Here is an 18,621-nt window from a genome sequence, read left to right on the forward strand (position 1 = left end):
GGCAAATCGCGGACACGCACGGCGTGGAAACGGGTCAGGCAAAAGATTCTTCGTGTGATCTTCGTGTCGCTTCGTGGTTCAATAAATGCCGGTTCTATCATCCGGGAAGGCACACGAAGTTCACATGAAGGCATAGCAAAAACCGCAGATCGCGGACACGCACGGCGTGGAAACGGGTCAGGCAAAAGATTCTTCGTGTGATCTTCGTTTCGCTTCGTGGTTCAATAAATGCCGATTCCATCATCCGCGAAGGCACAAAGGCAAAAACCAGATCGCGGACAGCCCGGCGGGTAGACGAACGCCAAAGATTCTTCGTGTGATCTTCGTGTCGCTCGTGGTTCAATAAATGCCGGTTCTATCATCCGCGAAGGCACGAAAGGCATAAAAACCGCAGATCGCGGACAAGCCCGGCGGGTAGACGAATCAGCCAAAAAATTCTTCGTGTGATCTTCGTGTCGCTTCGTGGTTCAATAAATGCCGGTTCTATCATCCGCGAAGGCACACGAAGGCATAGCAAAAACCGCAGATCGCGGACAAGCCCGGCGGGTAGACGAATCAGCCAAAAAATTCTTCGTGTGATCTTCGTGTCGCTTCGTGGTTCAATAAATGCCGGTTCTATCATCCGCGAAGGCACACGAGGTTCACACGAAGAAATAAGCTCGTTTGTAAGACGTGATGTCCTTTAGAAAGAGGGAAGTCCGGTGAGAAATGAATTCATTCCTTACCGGACTTTTCCTTTTGATCAAACGAATCCTACGCGTAACTGTGAAGTCCCGGCAGCAGATAACTGACCCCGAGATAGGTAAAGATCACGAGCAGGAATCCGACGATCGCGAAATACGCCGAGCTTCGGCCGCGCCAGCCACGGGAAATCCGAGTGTGCAAGAACGCCGCATAAGTCAGCCACGCGACGAGAGCACCGGTTTCCTTAGAGTCAAAGCCCCAAGGCCTTCCCCATGACTCGTTTGCCCAGATCGCGCCCGTGATGAGCAGCATCGCGAGTCCCGCGAAGGCGAGACAGGCCGTCTTGTACATCAGGCTGTCGAGCGCGTCGAGACTCGGGAGCCGTTCACGGATCGTCTCCGTGCGGAAGGAGAACAAGATGACAAAGAACGTTCCGGCGAGCGCCGTCAGCAGTCCCGCGAACTCAACCGGGTTCGTATTCAAACTCGTGAAAAGCTTGCTCCCGTTGCTCTGGAAAAACTGGCGCCCGGCGGCTTCGAGTTGCTTCGGCGTGATGGCCGCGAACTCCTGGGCCGAGAGATTTTCACGCGACGCAAGTTCGCGTCCCACGCCGACGTATTGCGAAACGTTCGCTTCGAGCTGCGTTTGGAGCCGCGCCGGGACGTCCGATGCCGCCTTCACGCCGCTAACCCAGAAGACAACCGCCAGGATTTGCGCGACGAGCGAGAGTTTGAGCAGTATGTGCCCGAATTTTTTTGCCGTCTCGTCGGATTTGTAAAGATATGCCAGGAACAGCGCGATCGCCCCGACCAGTAAAACACCCGCTCCGACCAGTGCCCAACCGACATACGGGATCTCGACGCGGAAAAACGCGTTGAAAGGCTTTCCGCCCATCGGGTTCGGCATAAACGTGCCGGCACGATAGACACCCTCGGTAAAGATCGAAAATCCGCTAAGCGACGCGAAAACACAGAGCGCGAAGATGCTCGCCCAGATCGCCATTCCCTCAACCTTGACATTGTCCTTGAGCAGATAGATGACAGCGATCGCAAAGCAGACGAGCGCGATGCCGTAACTCAGCGATGCGACGCCGACGTGGATCGGACGCCAATATGAATCAAGGATCGGCATCAGATTCGAGTGTTCGCCGCCGATGAAACGCGCCAGCGTCAGGATCAATGCTGCTAACGGCAGCGTGAAGGCGCTCAAAAACTGAAAGTTCTTGCGATGGATCAGCAACAGTGTCGTGATGCCGGCGCCGAACGCGAAGGCGATGCTCAGATCGTAAAGATTGGCGAACGGGATATACCTGAAGATCCAAGGTTTCACCATATTCCCGCTCTGCTGAAGCTGAATGAGTTCAAAGTCGTACGCGTTCACCCAACGAACGAGCCAACTCGACAAGTTGAAGAAAACTCCGAGTGTCGCTCCCCACAAACCGATCCGTTTCGCCATACCCGACGGCGCGTAAAGGTTCGTCAATTCGAAAAGCGCGCCGAGAATGTAGCACGCGAGCGCGAGCATCATCAGCGCCGTATCGGAAACAAAGCCGGATCCGATCTGGACCCGCAAGCCAACCATCAGGAACGATCCGACGATCGCGAAGATCGCCGGTATGAATGACTTCCAACTCGCGGAGTCTATCGAGTCCGACAATTCCCGCGTCGTAAAGGCTTCGCCATGTAATCTCGTTGCTTCTTCCATAAATTTACCCCTTGCTTTAGGTTACTTGTTTGAATTTGATGAAAATCGTTCGACCAACAAGCGGAACTTGTCCTCGAACGCCAAATGATTGCGGTTTGCATCGCCGCCGAACACCACTTCGAACTTTCCGTCCGATTTCTTCTCGACCATCGCCCAAATGCGTCGGTGCGAAGTGAAGAAGACGAACATCAGCGCGCCCATAAGTCCGAAGCCGCCGATGTACCAAGCGATGAACGCGGCGTTGAACGGATCGTATTTGATCGAAAGAACGTGCGCCAGCGGTGACTTCGTGTACTGAGACATATGCCAACGATAGCCGGCTTTCGGCGCGGCGACCGGGGCGTTGTCGGGAAGTTTGTTCGCAAACGCGAACACCTTGATCGTTTCTTCAGGCTTGTCCGCCTTGGCCGGCGTGGTGACGCGCAAAACCGCGACCGGATTATTGTATTCGGCGCTCTGCGTCGTGAATTGGTTGCCACGCATCACGAAATCCGGCAAAAAATTCTCGTATTCGACCTTTGTCCCGTTCGGCAGGACCGCCGACTCGTTTCGCTTGAGAGTCAGCGTTACCGGCTGTTCATTCGCGTCTTCGGGCGTCAGCTGGAAGGTCATCGAACTCGCGCTGCCGATGGTGATCGCGCTAGCCTGAAAAAAACGGTAGCCGCGGTAAGTGTACGGATTGTTCAAACTCACGTCGGCGATCGTCTCACCGTAGCCGGGGTCGTCGATCTTGATCCTCGTTCGCCAGTCCATCGTGTTGTTGATCTCGATCTGTCCGCCGGTGTCGATCAGGCGTTGCTCGATCTCGAGACACGTGATTGTGAAGGGAAGTTCGACGTTGAACCGTTCCTGTTTGTCGAGCTTGAATTTGATCAGCTGGATCGTGTTCGATTTCTGTACCAGGTTGAAATCGCTCAGTACCTGGGGATTCGTGTCGGGCGTCAGCCGCACATCGGCGTCAAATCCGAATTGGTGCGCGACGAAGTGGCCAAGAAAGAGAATCAGCAAAAAGACGTGGACGATATAGGCTCCGATGCGGTTGAATCGCCCTTTCTCGCCGAAGACATAAAAGAAGTTCTGTTTTTCGATGCGACTGAAGTCCTTTTTCCCTGTCTCGTCGGTGGCGTAGCTCGAAACTTCATCCTCGGTGACCGTCGTTTTCCAGCCTTCTTTCTCGAAAACCTTGCGAATATCGTGCGCGACGTCCGCTTCGGCGGATCCATTGACGTTCACAACGGCGTTCTGCTTCTGGTTCAACAACCATTTTTTTGTCGCCGTCTTTTTGGCATCGGCAATGTACGACCAGGCCCCCGGGAAACGATCGATCGAAGCCAGAACGATGTTCAGCGAAAGCAGCAACAGGAGTACGTTGTAGTACCAGCTGTAGTAGATGTCGAACAGGCTGAGCGCTCCCATCACCATTTTCTCGGCCGGTGTACGAGTCGCATAATAGGCGTCGAATCCCTGGACGTTCTGCTGGATGATGACCATTCCCAGGATCGACAGAAAAACTAGAATGCAGAGCACGACAACGCCGAAGCGCACCGAACTCAGGAAATCCAACGAACTGTTGACGACGGAAGTTGATTTCTCTTTGGAAACACCTTCTGGTTTGATCGTTTCTTCTGCTGACGACATTATTTGTAAAATCCCGCGGGACCGTATGAAGTTGATCCCGCCTTATCCTTTTATCGAAATGATAGCCCAGCGAGGACCTTTTGTCACATACGGAGTAATTAGTCCGCCTTAGATGATTAATCAATATTGCTACTAGAACGAGTTTGGAAAAATCCAATCGAAAAGTTATTCTTGATTGAATAAAACTGTCACGAAGTAAATAAATGGAAACGATAGGTGCAGAACTTGAGGACGCAAAGTCATATGGTTTGCGTGAAAAACTCGCGGCGTATTTCGAACTGACGAAACCGCGGATCGCATTCATGCTCGTGCTGACGTCCGCCGCCGGATTTTATCTCGGCAGTTCGGGCGGGTTCGACTTCGTGCTCTTCACAAATTCGGTCATCGGGATCACGCTTCTCGCGTTCGGGGTCGCGACCTTGAATCAATATCTGGAACGTCGAACCGATGCGTTGATGGACCGGACCGCAAAGCGTCCCTTGCCGACAAGCAAGATATCTCCGAACGAGGCGCTTGTTTTCGGCTTGGCGCAATGCGCGACGGCCGAACTTTATCTCTGGATCCTGGTAAACGGTTTGACGGCGATTCTCGGACTCGTCGTCATCGTCGGATACGTTCTGCTCTATACGCCGCTCAAGACGCGGACATCGGCCTCGACCGCGATTGGCGCGATTCCGGGAGCGATGCCGCCATTGATGGGCTGGACGTCGGCCGCGGACAATATTACGCTCGCGGCCTGGACGTTGTTTACGCTTCTGTTTCTATGGCAGTTCCCACATTTTCTGGCGATCGCCTGGATGTACAAGGATCAATATGCGAAGGCGGGAATTCTAATGCTGCCGGTCGTCGAGCGCGACGGGCGCGTGACGGCGCGACAGATCGTGGTCTTCACGCTGATGCTTCTGCCGATCAGCTTGACGCCGTTTTTCATCGGGCTGGCGGGAGTCTATTATCTTATCGGCGCGTCGCTCCTCGGGATTTGGTTTCTCTGGGCAAGCGTTGATATGGCGCGCACGAAATCGGTTGCCAAGGCTCGGCGTCTCCTTTTGGTTTCGGTGATTTATCTTCCGCTGATCTTCGCCTTGATGGTTCTGAACCGGCAATAGTCTATGGTCACCAAGCAAAATACGTTGGGAACGGGCGTTCCCGGACGCGCGATCTCGAGCGGCGGGCCGGGCTCTTACGATTCGGGCGATCGCGGTCCGGATGACCGGCCTGAATCTGTCGAAGAATCCGAATACGAGAAGAGTTTTTCCAAACCGCGCATCCTGACCTGGTTCCTGATGCTCGTGGTTCTGATGACCTTCGGCGGAGTGATCAGCGCTTATGTCGTTATCGCGACGAACGGCGTCCTCGAATGGAACCCCTTCGATCTACCGATACAGGTCTGGATAAGCACCGCGATCATCATTGGATCGAGCGTTACATATGTCGCGGCGGAGCGCGCCGTTCGACGGCAAAATCAGGACAGGGCAAAGAAGTGGCTCGTCGCGACGACGATCCTCGGGGCGATGTTCATTTCGTCCCAGATCCTTGCCTGGTTCGAACTCGTCAAACTCGGCATATTCGTTCAGAGCAACCCGTACGCCGGGTTCTTTTATATCCTGACCGCGCTCCACGCCGCACACGTCGCGGGCGGGATCATTGCGCTCGGTTACGTCGTGCTGATGACGTGGGATCGCCGACGGTTTGAGGCGGCAGTCGAACGCGTGACGGACATCGCCGGCGCCGTCGGCTGGTATTGGCATTTTATGGGCGTCCTTTGGATCGTTCTGTTCCTGCTTCTCGGGTTCTGGAAGTAAAGGTTTTTATGGAAACTCTATCGGCGGCTCGGAAACAGTCGAATCTGATAATCAACGTGATCTCGGTCATCGTTCCGGTCGTGGTCGCGATACTGCTTGGATTGCCCCAAAAAGTCGATCTCGGCGCTTGGACCAAGGGGCTGCCGCACGTTATCGGGACCATCAATTCGATCACCACCGCGCTTCTGGTGTTTGGGCTGATCTTCATAAAACTCAAGAAGATAAAACTGCATCAAGCGATGATGTCGCTCTCATTCGGACTTGGCGGAGTGTTTCTCGTCTGTTACGTCATCTATCATCTGACGAACCCGTCGAACCGTTTCAACGGCGAAGGCTTTGTGCGCTATGTTTATTTTTTCACGCTGATTTCCCACGTCGCGCTTTCGCTCGTCGTCCTGCCGCTGGTTCTGCGGGCGATGTATTTTGCGGCGAACGGACGCTTCGATGATCATCGGAGGGTCGCGCGATTCGCCTATCCGATCTGGCTCTATGTGGCCGCCACGGGTGTTCTGGTCTACCTCTTCGTTTACCGTTTTTATCCGGCGGCGTAAAATATTTTTGCAAACCCTTGATTTTTCGAGTGGTTGAATGCTATATTGCCTTTGTTGAAAATTGAGACGCCGAAGCCGTTTTTTTTTGTTTTGCGGCGCGGGGGAACCAAACGTTTCGCTTTTGCGGGACACGGGGCGAGGCATTCACGTGAATGCGGGGAAACTTCTTCATTCCTAGCCCGACAGCTAACCTCGTAGGTGGGCGAAGAAGCTACGAAAAAGATTTGCCTGTTTAGGTACGATTTTCCAAGTGCTTCGTGCCTTTGATTTTTTCAACGAATCAAACAGACGTCCGTCTTCTCAAAGAGAAAAAAGTTCCGTCATTCGACGGAACTTTTTTTGTTTCAAACGGCCTCAAATCAGGTTCGTTTCGACCTTTTCGTCGAGAAATACGATAGCACGAATTGTTTCCGAATTACTTATGAATCGCCGCATTTCGGCGATTCGCAGCACTCTTTCGAGCATTTCGCGGGCGATCGTTGAAACAACTATCGCAGCGCAACCGGGTTCATTGCGATCCCGAAACCGGCTCTCACAGCCTTTATTTCTCTCGAACCTGCAGGAGCGGAACCTTCAGTTCAGGGTCGAAGAGGATTTTGCCGGGCTTCGATGCCACCTTGAACGTGAAACTCTGCTGACGCTTGTTGATAGACAGTTTTTCGGACCGACGGGCGTTTCCCTCCGCGAAGTCGATATTGACGTCGAACTCGTAAGGCTCCGGCGACACTTCGTCGACGATCTGTGTTTGCTCGACGTCGAGGGTCAGGGTTCCCGCCCCCTCGTCGTAAGTTCGCACGTATCTTAGGATCGGATGCCGTGCGGCATAGACCCATTGCTCGAAAAAGCGGCCGAGGTCGCGACCTGAAACTTCCTCAAAAACGCGCTTCAGGTCCTCGGTTTCGACATTCTGCCATTTATGGCGCTTGAGATAGGTTTTGACGGATTGCCAAAAGATCTCGTCGCCGACGTATTCGCGCAGAGTGTGGAGAACCGCGCCGCCTTTTTGATACGTGACCGCATCGAAAATCGAATCGTCCGGTTTCGCGAGTTGATTGAAAAGGCCTCTCTTTCGTTTGAGCCGTGCGTTTTCGGCAAAGTACTCGTCGGCGTCTTGCCGGATCTTGCGCAGATAATCCGACCGGCCGTATTTCTTCTCGCGGTAGGCGGCCTCCATAAAGGTCGCGAAGCTCTCGTTGAGCCAGAGTTCGGCCCAATTCCGACAGGTGAGAAGATTCCCGAACCACGAATGAGCGAGTTCGTGAGAAACCAGATCCTCGACGATGTTCTTTCCCCAAGGTTGTTCGATGAGAAAGACGTCGTCATCCGAGAGCGTCGTCGCGGTGATGTTCTCCATTCCGCCGAACTTGAAATCGGCGACGACGATTTGATCATATTTGTTGTACGGATAACCAATTCCGGTGAGTTCTTCGTAGATACGCATCATTTCCGGCGTTTTCGCGAGCACGTCCCGCGCCGCCGATTCCTTTCCGGGATAGACATAAAAGGCAAGCGGAATATCCTTATAGCGGCCCGTGATCTTGACGTATTTGCCGACGACGAACGACGTCAGATAGATCGAATGCGGCTGGGCCATCTTGAAGTGAAATGTCGTTTGACGGCCGCTCTCATTTACCCCGACCAGTTCGCCGTTTGCGATCGCGGTTTCACCGCGATCGACGGTGATGAACTGTTCCGTTGTCGCCTTGTCATCCGGAAAGTCATACGACGGGATCCAGTAACGGGTCTCTTCGGGTTCGCCTTGCGTCCAGATCTGCGCGTCCCGGATCAACTTCGAGCCATCGCGTTTCGAGTCGACGAAATAGACGCCCTTTGCCGGATTGGCGGAATACTTGAAGCGGACACTGATCTTCTCGCCCTTGCCGCGCGGACGGTCGAGGGTCACGATCACGGAATTCGGCGTTGTCCGAAAGTCCAAGCTTCCGCCGCCAGGAACGATTTCGACATTCTCAAAGCGAAGTCCGACGGCGTCGAGTTCGAGTGTCCGGAATTCGTCGCTGAGCGGGCGGAAGGTGACGGTCGTATCTCCGTTGACGGTCTTCTTGCGGCGATCGAAACTAGTCCGGATAGTATAGTTTTCGACGTCGATCGTCCGGACGCGGTTGAAATCAGGTTTTGGAACCTGCGATAAAGCCGGGATCGCGGCAAGCAACGCGATCAGCAAGAGCGCGCCGGCGGCGAACCGTTTTGAAAAAAGGTCAGTCATTTTGCAAAAAGACGACGTGCGCCGGAATCAAAAACCTCAGATTCGGGCGCACGCCGGAATTGTCAGCGAAAAACATCAGCGAAGCTGTGCGTCAAACCACCCGAGAACCGTCTTGTGCCAGAGTTCGGAGTTTTGCGGCTTCAGGATCCAGTGGCCCTCGTCCGGAAAGACGACCAGTTTCGAAGGCACCTTGTTGAGTTGGAGCGCCGTGAAAAGCTGGTACGACTGATCGACCGGAACGCGATAGTCGAGTTCGCCGGCCGTGACGAGGGTCGGAGTTTTGAAATTCGCGGCAAAGCGATGCGGCGACCAACGTTCGTAATTTGCACGATTCTGCCAGGGCATCCCCTTGAATTCCCAGTTCACGAACCACAACTCTTCGGTGGCACCCGCCATACTTTCGAGATTGTAAACGCCGGCATGCGAAACGAGCGCTTTGAACTTGAATCGAACGTCGGTGTTGTGTCCGAGGATCCAGTCCACCATATAGCCGCCGTAACTTGCGCCGGCACCGCCAATGCGGTTTTTGTCGACGTACGGGCGCTTTATCACCTCGGCAACGCCGTTCATAATGTCGACGTACGCCTTGCCGCCCCAATCGCCCGAGATCTCGTCGACGAACTTCTGACCGTAACCGGTCGAGCCGCGCGGATTGGGCATAAAGACCACATAACCGGCGTTGGCATAGATCTGCGGGTTCCAGCGATATCCCCAGTTGTCGTTCCAGGCGCCTTGCGGTCCGCCGTGGATTAGGACGATCATCGGATACTTCTTCGTCGAGTCGAAATCCTTCGGCTTGACGATCCAACCGTGGACCTTTGCGCCGAGTGCGCCGCGCCATTCGGTCTCTTCCGCCTTCATTAATCCGAGATCCTGATTCGCGTTGCTGAGACTCGTCATCTCGCCGCCCGTGGCCGAAACGCGATAGATCTCTGCCGGTCGGGTCATCGAACTCGAAAGCGCAATGAACGAACGGCCGTCGTTGGTTACCGAAAGACCGGAGAAATAGCCGTCGGCACGGACCATCTTGACGTGGGTCGCGATGCGTAGACGGAAATCCGGTTCCAGCGGAACAGAGTAGATCGGCTCTTTGCCGCGTGTGTTGGCCGTAAAGTAAACCGTCTTGCCATCCGGCGACAGCGTTACTTCATCGGCCTGCTGGTCAAATCCGACTGTCAGCTCGCGCGTCTCGCCTGAAGCCCGGTCGTAACGCATCACCCGCCAACGGTCGGCCTCGAATCCCTCGCGCGCCTGGGAACGGAAAAGGATGTACTTATCGTCCGGGGTATACATCGGGGAAACGTCGTAACCGCGGTTCGCGACGGTGATGTTCTTGACGTCGCCGTCGGCCCATTGCTTGGCCGTCGGTTTGCGCGAGTAAGTCGGAAGCCGGACGAGATAAATGTCGCTGTTGGTCGAGATCGCCTCGATCTTGTCGGGGTTGCGAAGAACGGCGATCTCCTGCGAGTTCGGCGAGAAGGAATAGTCGCCACCCGTCGCGGCGGCATATGGCGGCGAGTCGAAATCGTCCGGAGTCATATCATCCGCAACTCCGCCGCTGCTTGAAACGACAAAAACGTGCGTCCGTTTACGGTCGCGCCATTCCACCCAATGGCGGTAAAGCAAACGGTCGGTGACGATCGCCTTGACCTTGCTGTTCGATACGCGCTCGTCTTCGGCGGCGTTGCATTTGTCGTCCGGACATTCCGGATAGACCTCCGATGAAAACGCGATCCACTTGCCGTCCGGCGACCAGACAGGTCCGCCGGCGCCGGTCGAGATCTTCGTGATCTGCTTGCGGTCGTCACCGTCGGGATCCATCGTCCAGATCTGTCCGCCGGTGGTGAATGCGATCTTCTTGCCGTCGGGCGACCAACGCGGGCTCGAATTCGATTTGTCGCCCTTGGTGATCTGGCGCGGCGTCCCGCCATCGACCGACACGGTATAGATATGTGTCAGGGACTTGTTCGCGGCCTTGTCAACGTCGCCGATCGTGAACGCGACCGTTCGGCCGTCCGGAGAAAGCTGCGGATCGCCAACGCGCCGCTGCTTTACCATCGTATCGAAGTTGAATGTCTGCGCGCTGATGCCGGCGAAGCAAAACGCGACTATCGCGAAGAAGAAAAGGATTCGTTTCATACGTTATTTCCCCGAAGTTTAATTTAGAATTCCGCTCCCGATTATCTCACAGTCAAACGCCGCGCCGCGAGTCGCGGCGCGCCTCTGGCTGAACCTAAACCCAACTTTTTGAACACCTCGGGACAGTTTTGGAACTCCAGGCTTCTCCGCTATGATGTTGGCTATGAAATTCAAGGCCTTTCTATTGATTGTTGTTTTTTCGCTGCAGGGGTTGGCCCAGCAGGCGGCGCCCACGCCCGCGATCTACTCCGAGGCGGCATTGTCGGAACTTCGTGTGCTGCAGCGTACCTCGCTCGCGAGCGACTACGCCTATAAGCAGACCGCCTATTTGACCAACAATATCGGCCCGCGCCTGACCGGTTCGGCGCAGGCGGAGCGCGCGGTTCAATATGTTGCCGATGAGATGCGCAAACTTGGTTTGACGGTCACGATTCAGAAACTCACCGTTCCGCATTGGGTTCGCGGCGAGGAAAAGGGAGAACTCGTCGAGTTTGAGGGAATGGCGCCTCAATCGACGCAGAGGATCGTTATGACGGCGCTCGGCGGTAGCGTCGCGACGCCCGATTCGGGAATGGTCGCCGAGGTCGTCGTTGTCGGCAGTTTCGAAGAGCTCGAAAAACTGGGACGAACGGCCGTCGAAGGGAAAATAGTTCTTTTTAACGTCAAGTTCGACAAGGGGTTGGCGGAACGAAACGAGGCCGGTGCGGCGTACGGTCAGGTGGCCGCCTATCGCGGCGGCGGAGCAATAGCGGCGGCGAAACTCGGGGCAGTCGGAGTGCTTGTTCGATCGGCCGGCGGATCGCAGAATCGTTTGGCCCATACCGGCGCGATGCGTTATGACGAGTCGGTGCCGAAGATCCCGGCAGCAGCGGTTCCGTACGAAGATGCCGAAACGATCGCGCAACTCGCGGCAATGGGCAAGGTTCGGATGCGGATGCTCTTGACGCCGAAGAAACTGCCCGATACGACGAGTTACAACGTGCTCGCGGATTACAGGGGCAGCGAAAAGCCGGACGAGATCGTTGTCGTCGGAGGTCATCTCGACTCGTGGGATCTTGGGACCGGCGCGCTTGACGACGCGGTCGGCGTCGCGATGGCGATGCAGGTCCCGTACATTCTGCAGCAGCTCAAGCTCCGACCGAAGCGGACGATCCGCGTGGTCGCGTTTATGAACGAGGAAAACGGCTTCGTCGGCGCCGAAACGTACGCGAAGGAGGCGGACATCGCGAAGCATTTTGCGGCAATTGAAGGCGATCTCGGAGCAAGTCATCCGATCGGGTTCATCTTCGCCGGCAAGAACGAGGCAATGCCGTTTCTGCAGCCGCTGGCAAGAATCCTGAACGATCAAGGCGCGGGCCTGATCGACCGGCAGCCGAGCGCGAGTTCGGATATCAGCACGCTGACGGCGAAAGGCGTTCCGTCATTCGGGCCGTGGTTCGATACGCGGACATACTTCAACTATCATCACACCGCAGCCGACACTTTCGACAAGGTAAATCCGAAGGAACTCGCCGAAAACTGTTCACTGATGGCGGTTCTGGCTTACGGTTTGGCAAATCTCGAGCAACCGCTGCCAAGGTGAATTCGATTTTGGATTTTTGATTTTGGATTTTAGAATTTGGATTTTGGATTGCGATATTTGCGATTTGCGGCAAGTCAGTACCGCCTGCGTTAGCGGGCGGGCAGGGATTTGGGAGCTAGCCCTGGATTCTGGCACATCGAATATCCTGAAATCCCGATTCCTGAATCCTGAATCCTGAATCCCGGATTCTTGAATCGGGAGCCTGAATTTTGAACTTGGAAAAACCTGATCGATTGAAGAGACAGGTCGTTCTTGACACAGATGAACCCGGATTACTCATCAAAAGCAATCTCCCGCGAAATACGCGAAATACGCGAAAAACAACATCAAAAATCGCATTTTTCGCATTTTTGGCGTGATGCGGGAAAGAAATTTTCAATTACGTAATTTGGGTTGAAACAAATCCGCTCCATCCCGCAAATCTGTGTTCTGTAGGAAACGCGATTTGCTTCCTTGATGTCGGTTTTTCCAAGCGCCCGAGTTAGGACTTAGGCGTCGTGCGGCCGCGGTTGCCCGCCCGCTAACGCAGGCGGTACTGACTCGCTGATCGTCGGGTTGGCGCGTTGCCGCGACCGCCCGACGCGAAAGTCCGAAATAGGTTGAAGGAAATCGGCGGCGTTTAACCACAGATTAACGCGGATCGGCGGGATAAGATCATATGTCTTTTCGACCGTAATGGCGCCGAATTGGTCTCAAATCATCGTTTTCATCCCGACCCATCCGTGTCCAACTGTGTCAAGAACAGCCTGTCGCTTCGATCAAGCAGGTTTTTCAAAGTTCCCGAATCTCAAATCCGGACCTCGGAATTCTGAAATTCCCAAATTCCTGCGGACTTGCCGAACGATTGTCCCGAGTGCTAGTTTCTTAATATGAACAGACCACCGCCGTACTTTCCGCAGAACCAACTCTCGCCGCCGGACGAGAATCGATACCGAAAGTTCAAGTTCGTCATCGCCGCGCTGATCCTTGGGCTGGTTTTGCTGGTCGCTGGAGCTGTGGCCGGCATCTACTTTCTCGTTCGCTGGCTGATCTCTTAGTTGTTCACGCTTCTGATGCGGACAACCTCAGCGTCTCGCGCTCTGACGATCAACTCCCGTCGAATTCGATTTGCGCGGTGAAATGAAAACGGGGCCGAAATTCGATTCGGCCCCGTTTTTCCTTTTTCCGCATCAAGACTCATTGTTCGGTGTTGACGCTCTGCTTCTTCTCGTTCGCTTTTTTGCCTTCCGACGCAAGCTGCTTCGCCTTCGGCATCAGCTCGATGGCGCGAAGGAGCTGATTGTCGTATTCATTGAAAACCTGAAAGGATGCATTCGACCCGTACGCCGCCGTGACGAGCTCGGATCTGATCGTGCGTTCGACGAACTGCTTCTCTTTATCGACAACCGTCGGCGCGATCTTGTACTTTTCAAACGCGAACCTCTTGAACGCTTGAAGAAGCGAATCGGTGATGACGAAATCCTTCGGCGTGATCTCGTAATTGAACTGGATCGGCTTGTCGATCTTAAGGGCCTCGAATCCAGGCAGTTTCCCGTGCGCCAGTTCGAACGAGAACAAAAGTATGGGATTGATCAGTTTCTGTTGGACGATAGCCTTGTCGCCTGAGATCGTCGCCGCTTTGACCTCGACGTCCGGCAGAATTCCGCCGCCGCCGTAGACGAGCCGGCCCGAATCGGTCTTTCGTTCTTCTCCCTTCGGCGCGACCGGCGTCTTTTCCTCACGAAACGTACCGCCGTTGGTGTAATAATCGTAAAGACTTCCATCGGAGTAATCGCGCTGGATCAAGCGGCCCGCGGGCGTTTCGTATTTGGCGATCGTCAGAAGAAGCATCGAACCGTATTCGAGCGGAAACGGATTCTGCACCAACCCCTTGCCGAACGTGTTTTCCCCGACGATCAGGGCGCGGTCGTGGTCCTGCAGCGCGCCGGCGAGGATCTCCGAGGCCGACGCTGAATTTCGGTTGACGAGCAAAACCACCGTCGAATCGTCCGGGTTCGAATTCTCCGACGGGTATGTGTCGATTCCGTTGTTGCGCGATTTTTGCGTGAAAACCGTCTGGCCCTTGCCGAGAAACGCGTTCGCGATCCGGTAAGCCTGATTGACAAGTCCGCCGCCGTTGTTTCTAAGATCGAGCACAAGCTGCGTCATTCCGCGGGATTTGAGGTCCTGCATCGCTTCGCGAAACTCGTTGAACGTCGTTTGATTGAAGCCGCCCGACAGATTCATATAACCGACGCCCGGCCGGATCATATATGCTTCCGAGATCGAAGGCTGCGGCACCGCGTCGCGGATGATCTCGACGGTCTCTCGTTTGCCCGTTCCGTATTTCTCAACGACCATCTTTGCCAGTGTTCCGCGTGGGCCGCGCAGGAAGGTGCGGACTTCGTTGAAAGGCTTTCCAAGCATCGAGACGCCGTTGACCTCGACGATCTTGTCGCCGTAACGCAACCCGGCGCGGTGTGCCGGAGCGCCCTCGAAGGTCGCCTTGATGAATGTCGCGACGATCTTGCCGTCGCCATCGGTCAGATCACCGATCGTCGCGCCGATCCCGAAATAACGCGAGCTCTGATCGGTTCGAAACTGTTCGCTTTCCTTCGCGTCGAAGTAATTCGAATGCGGGTCAAGCGTGTGCAGCATCGAATCGATGGTCGATTTGAAAACGTCGTTGTAATCGAGTTTCTTGCCGTCGACGTGGTTCGCCTCGATGATCGAAAGCGCTTCGGAAAAGTCGGCTTCGATATTCTCGACCGTCACCGGTTTGACCGTCTTGGCCGCCGTCTTCGATTCTTCGATCGGCCGCGGATTGACTTTCGTAACCGCGCCGGTTTGTCCAAAAACGTTTGAAATTGAGAAAACGAAGAGAATGAAGACACTTGGCAGAGTCGAATTTCCTTTCACTACTAAAATCTCCTGATTTACCCTGGGAACTACAAAAGTTAGCAAAAAATGATAACATCTGTTGGAAGAAAAAGCGATGAAAAGAGTTGCATGCTAGAAGCTGGGCCGGTGCAACTTTTTTGCCGGCGCAAACGGTTACTTCGGATCGTCTGCGCCCGTTGAAGGGAGTTTCGATCGCGAAAATCGGATCCGCTGATGTCTCATTTACTCGAAGTCAAAAATCTCCAGACACATTTTCCGACCCGCGCCGGTTTGGTGCGCGCGGTCAACGATGTCAGTTTCCATATCGATGAGGGCGAACTGCTCGGACTGGTCGGCGAATCCGGTTGCGGAAAATCGATCACCGCCCTATCCGTGATGCGTCTGATCTCGCCTCCGGGGAAGATCGCCGCCGGTTCGATGACCTTCAAGGGCGAGGAACTGACGACCGCGTCCGACGAGCGGATGCGCGAGATACGCGGGAACGACATCGCAATGATATTTCAGGACCCGATGACGTCGCTCAATCCGGTCTATACGGTCGGCGAGCAGATCGCCGAAGCGTTGCGGCTCCATCGGAAACTCAATAAAAAAGACGCCTGGGATGCGGCGATCGCGGCGATGAAAGAGGTTTCGATCCCGTCGCCCGAACGGCGCGTCTCGGACTATCCGCACCAGCTTTCGGGCGGTATGCGCCAGCGTGTGATGATCGCGATGGCGCTTGCCTGCGACCCGGAACTGCTCATCGCGGATGAACCGACGACGGCGCTCGACGTGACGATCCAGGCGCAGATACTCGAACTGCTTCACGGGTTGCGTCAATCGAGAAAACTCGCCGTTCTGCTGATCACCCACGATCTCGGAGTTGTTGCCGAGGTCGCCGACCGCGTGTCCGTGATGTACACCGGAAAGATCGTTGAGGAATCGGGCGTTGACGAGATCTTCGAGAACCCTAAGCATCCTTACACGCAGGGGCTTCTGCGTTCCGTCCCGAAACTAAGCGCCGACCATCTCGAAAAGGTCGAGCGGCTGCAGACGATCGAGGGAACGGTGCCGAGCCCGACGAGTCTGCCGGATGGCTGTCATTTTGCGCCCCGGTGCGCGTTTCGAAAGGACGAATGCACGCGCGGCGAGATCCCGCTTTACCGGCTGGAGAATGATGTCGGCGTCAGATGTGTGTTGTACAGCGTCGCGCCGGACGTCCCAACTCCGGTCAATTAGGAACGAATGCAGGAAAGCTCAGCGAAAACACAAAAACACGAGTTGGTGCGCGTCACCGACCTCGTCAAGCATTTTCCGGTCGAGGATTCCGACGACCTCGTGCGCGCGGTCGACGGTGTTTCGTTCGATATTCTGGCCGGTGAAACACTCGGGCTCGTCGGCGAATCCGGCTGCGGCAAATCGACCGTCGGCCGCTGTCTGCTGCGTTTGCACGAACCGACGAGCGGGGAAGTCTTCTTTGAAGGCAAGAGCATTACGCATTTGCCGCACGACCAGATGCAGGCGCTGCGGCGCGAAATGCAGATCATTTTTCAGGATCCTTACGCGAGTTTGAATCCGCGTCTGTCGATCTTCGCAACGGTCTCCGAACCGCTGTTGATACACAAGATCGGGAACAAGAACGACCGCCGCGAAAAGGTGGCCGATCTTTTGCGCAAGGTCGGGCTTGATCCGGACTATATGAATCGCTATCCGCACGAGTTTTCGGGCGGTCAGCGGCAGCGGATCGGCATTGCGCGGGCGCTCGCGCTCAACCCGAAACTGATCATCGCCGACGAACCCGTCTCGGCCCTCGACGTTTCGGTCCAGGCCCAGGTCGTGAACCTTCTGCAGGATCTTCAAGCCGAGTTCGGGCTTACGTACCTCTTTATTTCGCACGGACTGGCGGTCGTCGAACATATCTCAAACCGGGTCGCAGTGATGTATCTCGGGAAGATCGTCGAGATCGCGGACGCGAAGGAACTGTACGAGCTTCCACTTCATCCCTATACCAAAGCCCTGCTTTCGGCGATCCCGATCCCGGATCCGAAACAGAAACGCGAACGGATCGTCCTCGAAGGCGACGTTCCGACGCCGATCAATCCGCCGTCCGGCTGCCGTTTTCGGACGCGTTGCCCGATCGCGACCGACGAGTGTGCGCGGGTCGAACCCGAATTGCGCGAGATCTCGCCGGGGCATTTCGCCGCCTGCATTCGCACGGACGGCTATTAGTTGAAACGGTTTCGGCGGGGTTTTCGTATGGTTTTCAGACGCTTTTCTAATTCAAACAAATCAGGAGAACAAAATGGAAGAACCGACCAACGAATGGCAGGAACCGCCGCTGCCCGAAACGATCAAACACGAAGAACCGGCGCAAATGTCCGAGATTGCGACGCTCGGCAACGTTTTTTTCGATCCCGGCTCGACTTTCGATGATCTCAAACGCAAGCCCCGGTTTATTTTCGCGATGATTTTGATTGCCCTGTCGATCAGCGCCTTTCAGATCTCGTTTATCGAAAAGGTCGGACTGAAGAAGATCGTCACCGCGCAGTTTGATGCGAGCAGCCGCGCTCAGCAAATGCCGGCGGATCAAAAGGCGCAGCAAATTGAAATGCAGTCGTCTACGGTCGCCAAGTACATCACTTACGGTGTGACGCCGGTCGTGATAGTCATCGGGATGTTCCTCGGCGGGTTGCTCTACTGGGGCGGCGCCAACGCGATGGGAGGCGAGGCGGGATTTCTCAAGAGCGTTTCCGTGTGGACCTATTCGTCTCTGCCGCCAACGATCGTCTCGATGGCCGCAAACCTCATTGTTTTGTTTCTGAAGCCGGTCGACGACATCGACCTCGGTTCAAGCCAGCAGGGACTCGTCTCGGCAAATCCAACGATGTTCCTTGACTTGAAAGAGTCTCCGGTGCTGAATTCGGTCCTGTCGGCGATCGATCTGTTCGCGATCTGGGGGCTGGCTCTGGCGGCGATCGGACTCAGTCGCGTTGCCAAGATCTCAAGCGGCGCAGGGTGGGCGGTCGTTTTGACGATCTCTTTGTTCTTCCTTGCGATCCGCGTCGGATGGGTCGCGATCTTCGGTTAGTTCTTGCCGCGGGCTCGCGAAAACGCTTGCGGATTCGATCGTGTCATCGATGACCGAAAGGTGCGCGAAACGGCAAATTGGTCCGACGAAATAACTGAAAGTTGATAATTGAAAGGCGATAGTCGGATTTGTGACTATCGCCTTTCAATACTTTCAATTGCTGTCTGTTCTCAAAACACGAAGGAACGGATTGGTCGTTGTTGTTTTATGAAGGTGTGCGAAACAACGAATCGATCCTTCGAAATAGATGAAAGCTGGTGGTTGAAAGGTGATAGTTGGATTTGTGACTTTCAACTTCTCACTATTATCAAAACACGTAGGAACGGATTGTCCTTCGTGTTTTTTCTTGG

General features: G+C 55.0%; 13 protein-coding genes. 8 read left to right on the forward strand and 5 right to left on the reverse strand.

The annotated features are described in order from the left end of the window. Positions 1-753: 753 nt before the first annotated feature. Entirely contained in the window at positions 754-2,388 is a 1,635-nt protein-coding gene (gene ccsA, locus IPN69_10875; protein MBK8811217.1) for a cytochrome c biogenesis protein CcsA, read from the reverse strand. Between the two features lie 21 nt (positions 2,389-2,409). After that, the gene (locus IPN69_10880; protein MBK8811218.1) at positions 2,410-4,026 is read right to left on the reverse strand and encodes a cytochrome c biogenesis protein ResB; all 1,617 of its coding nucleotides are present in this window, start codon (positions 4,024-4,026) and stop codon (positions 2,410-2,412) included. Positions 4,027-4,229: 203 nt separating this feature from the next. Here IPN69_10880 and cyoE point away from each other — a divergent pair, with 203 nt between their 5' ends. From cyoE to IPN69_10895, 3 genes are read left to right on the forward strand one after another with little or no spacing between them, the layout of a single operon-like run. Continuing rightward, the gene (cyoE, locus tag IPN69_10885; GenBank protein ID MBK8811219.1) at positions 4,230-5,132 is read left to right on the forward strand and encodes a protoheme IX farnesyltransferase; all 903 of its coding nucleotides are present in this window, start codon (positions 4,230-4,232) and stop codon (positions 5,130-5,132) included. 3 nt (positions 5,133-5,135) lie between these two features. Then, complete coding sequence (locus tag IPN69_10890; protein MBK8811220.1) at positions 5,136-5,828, forward strand: heme-copper oxidase subunit III; 693 nt, start codon at positions 5,136-5,138, stop codon at positions 5,826-5,828. 8 nt (positions 5,829-5,836) lie between these two features. After that, a complete protein-coding gene (locus tag IPN69_10895) occupies positions 5,837-6,379 on the forward strand; it encodes a DUF420 domain-containing protein (GenBank protein MBK8811221.1) in 543 nt (180 codons plus the stop codon). A 541-nt stretch (positions 6,380-6,920) separates the two neighbouring features. Here the strand turns inward: IPN69_10895 and IPN69_10900 are convergent. After that, positions 6,921-8,603: a hypothetical protein gene (locus tag IPN69_10900; GenBank protein ID MBK8811222.1), complete on the reverse strand. Its 1,683-nt coding sequence runs from the start codon at positions 8,601-8,603 to the stop codon at positions 6,921-6,923. 75 nt (positions 8,604-8,678) lie between these two features. Continuing rightward, positions 8,679-10,742, reverse strand: coding sequence for a S9 family peptidase (locus IPN69_10905; protein MBK8811223.1), 2,064 nt, complete (start codon positions 10,740-10,742; stop codon positions 8,679-8,681). Between the two features lie 163 nt (positions 10,743-10,905). On the opposite strand from IPN69_10905, the gene IPN69_10910 reads away from it, so the two are divergent. Both IPN69_10910 and IPN69_10915 read left to right on the forward strand, forming a co-directional pair. Beyond that, entirely contained in the window at positions 10,906-12,324 is a 1,419-nt protein-coding gene (locus IPN69_10910; GenBank protein MBK8811224.1) for a M20/M25/M40 family metallo-hydrolase, read from the forward strand. 869 nt (positions 12,325-13,193) lie between these two features. Then, the gene (locus IPN69_10915; protein MBK8811225.1) at positions 13,194-13,361 is read left to right on the forward strand and encodes a hypothetical protein; all 168 of its coding nucleotides are present in this window, start codon (positions 13,194-13,196) and stop codon (positions 13,359-13,361) included. A gap of 139 nt (positions 13,362-13,500) precedes the next feature. Here the strand turns inward: IPN69_10915 and IPN69_10920 are convergent, their stop codons facing one another. Beyond that, positions 13,501-15,222 (reverse strand): S41 family peptidase, encoded by a 1,722-nt coding sequence (locus IPN69_10920; GenBank protein ID MBK8811226.1) that lies wholly within the window; start codon positions 15,220-15,222, stop codon positions 13,501-13,503. Positions 15,223-15,417: 195 nt separating this feature from the next. Here IPN69_10920 and IPN69_10925 point away from each other — a divergent pair, with 195 nt between their 5' ends. From IPN69_10925 to IPN69_10935, 3 genes are all read left to right on the forward strand, one after another. Beyond that, positions 15,418-16,422, forward strand: coding sequence for an ABC transporter ATP-binding protein (locus tag IPN69_10925; GenBank protein MBK8811227.1), 1,005 nt, complete (start codon positions 15,418-15,420; stop codon positions 16,420-16,422). Between the two features lie 6 nt (positions 16,423-16,428). Continuing rightward, positions 16,429-17,412 carry a dipeptide ABC transporter ATP-binding protein gene (locus IPN69_10930; protein ID MBK8811228.1) on the forward strand — a complete coding sequence of 328 codons (984 nt, stop codon included), beginning with the start codon at positions 16,429-16,431 and terminating at the stop codon, positions 17,410-17,412. Positions 17,413-17,485: 73 nt separating this feature from the next. Next, positions 17,486-18,271: a YIP1 family protein gene (locus IPN69_10935; GenBank protein ID MBK8811229.1), complete on the forward strand. Its 786-nt coding sequence runs from the start codon at positions 17,486-17,488 to the stop codon at positions 18,269-18,271. The last annotated feature ends 350 nt before the right edge of the window (positions 18,272-18,621 follow it).

The organism is Acidobacteriota bacterium, assembly GCA_016715115.1.
In the GTDB taxonomy this organism is placed as follows: domain Bacteria; phylum Acidobacteriota; class Blastocatellia; order Pyrinomonadales; family Pyrinomonadaceae; genus JAFDVJ01.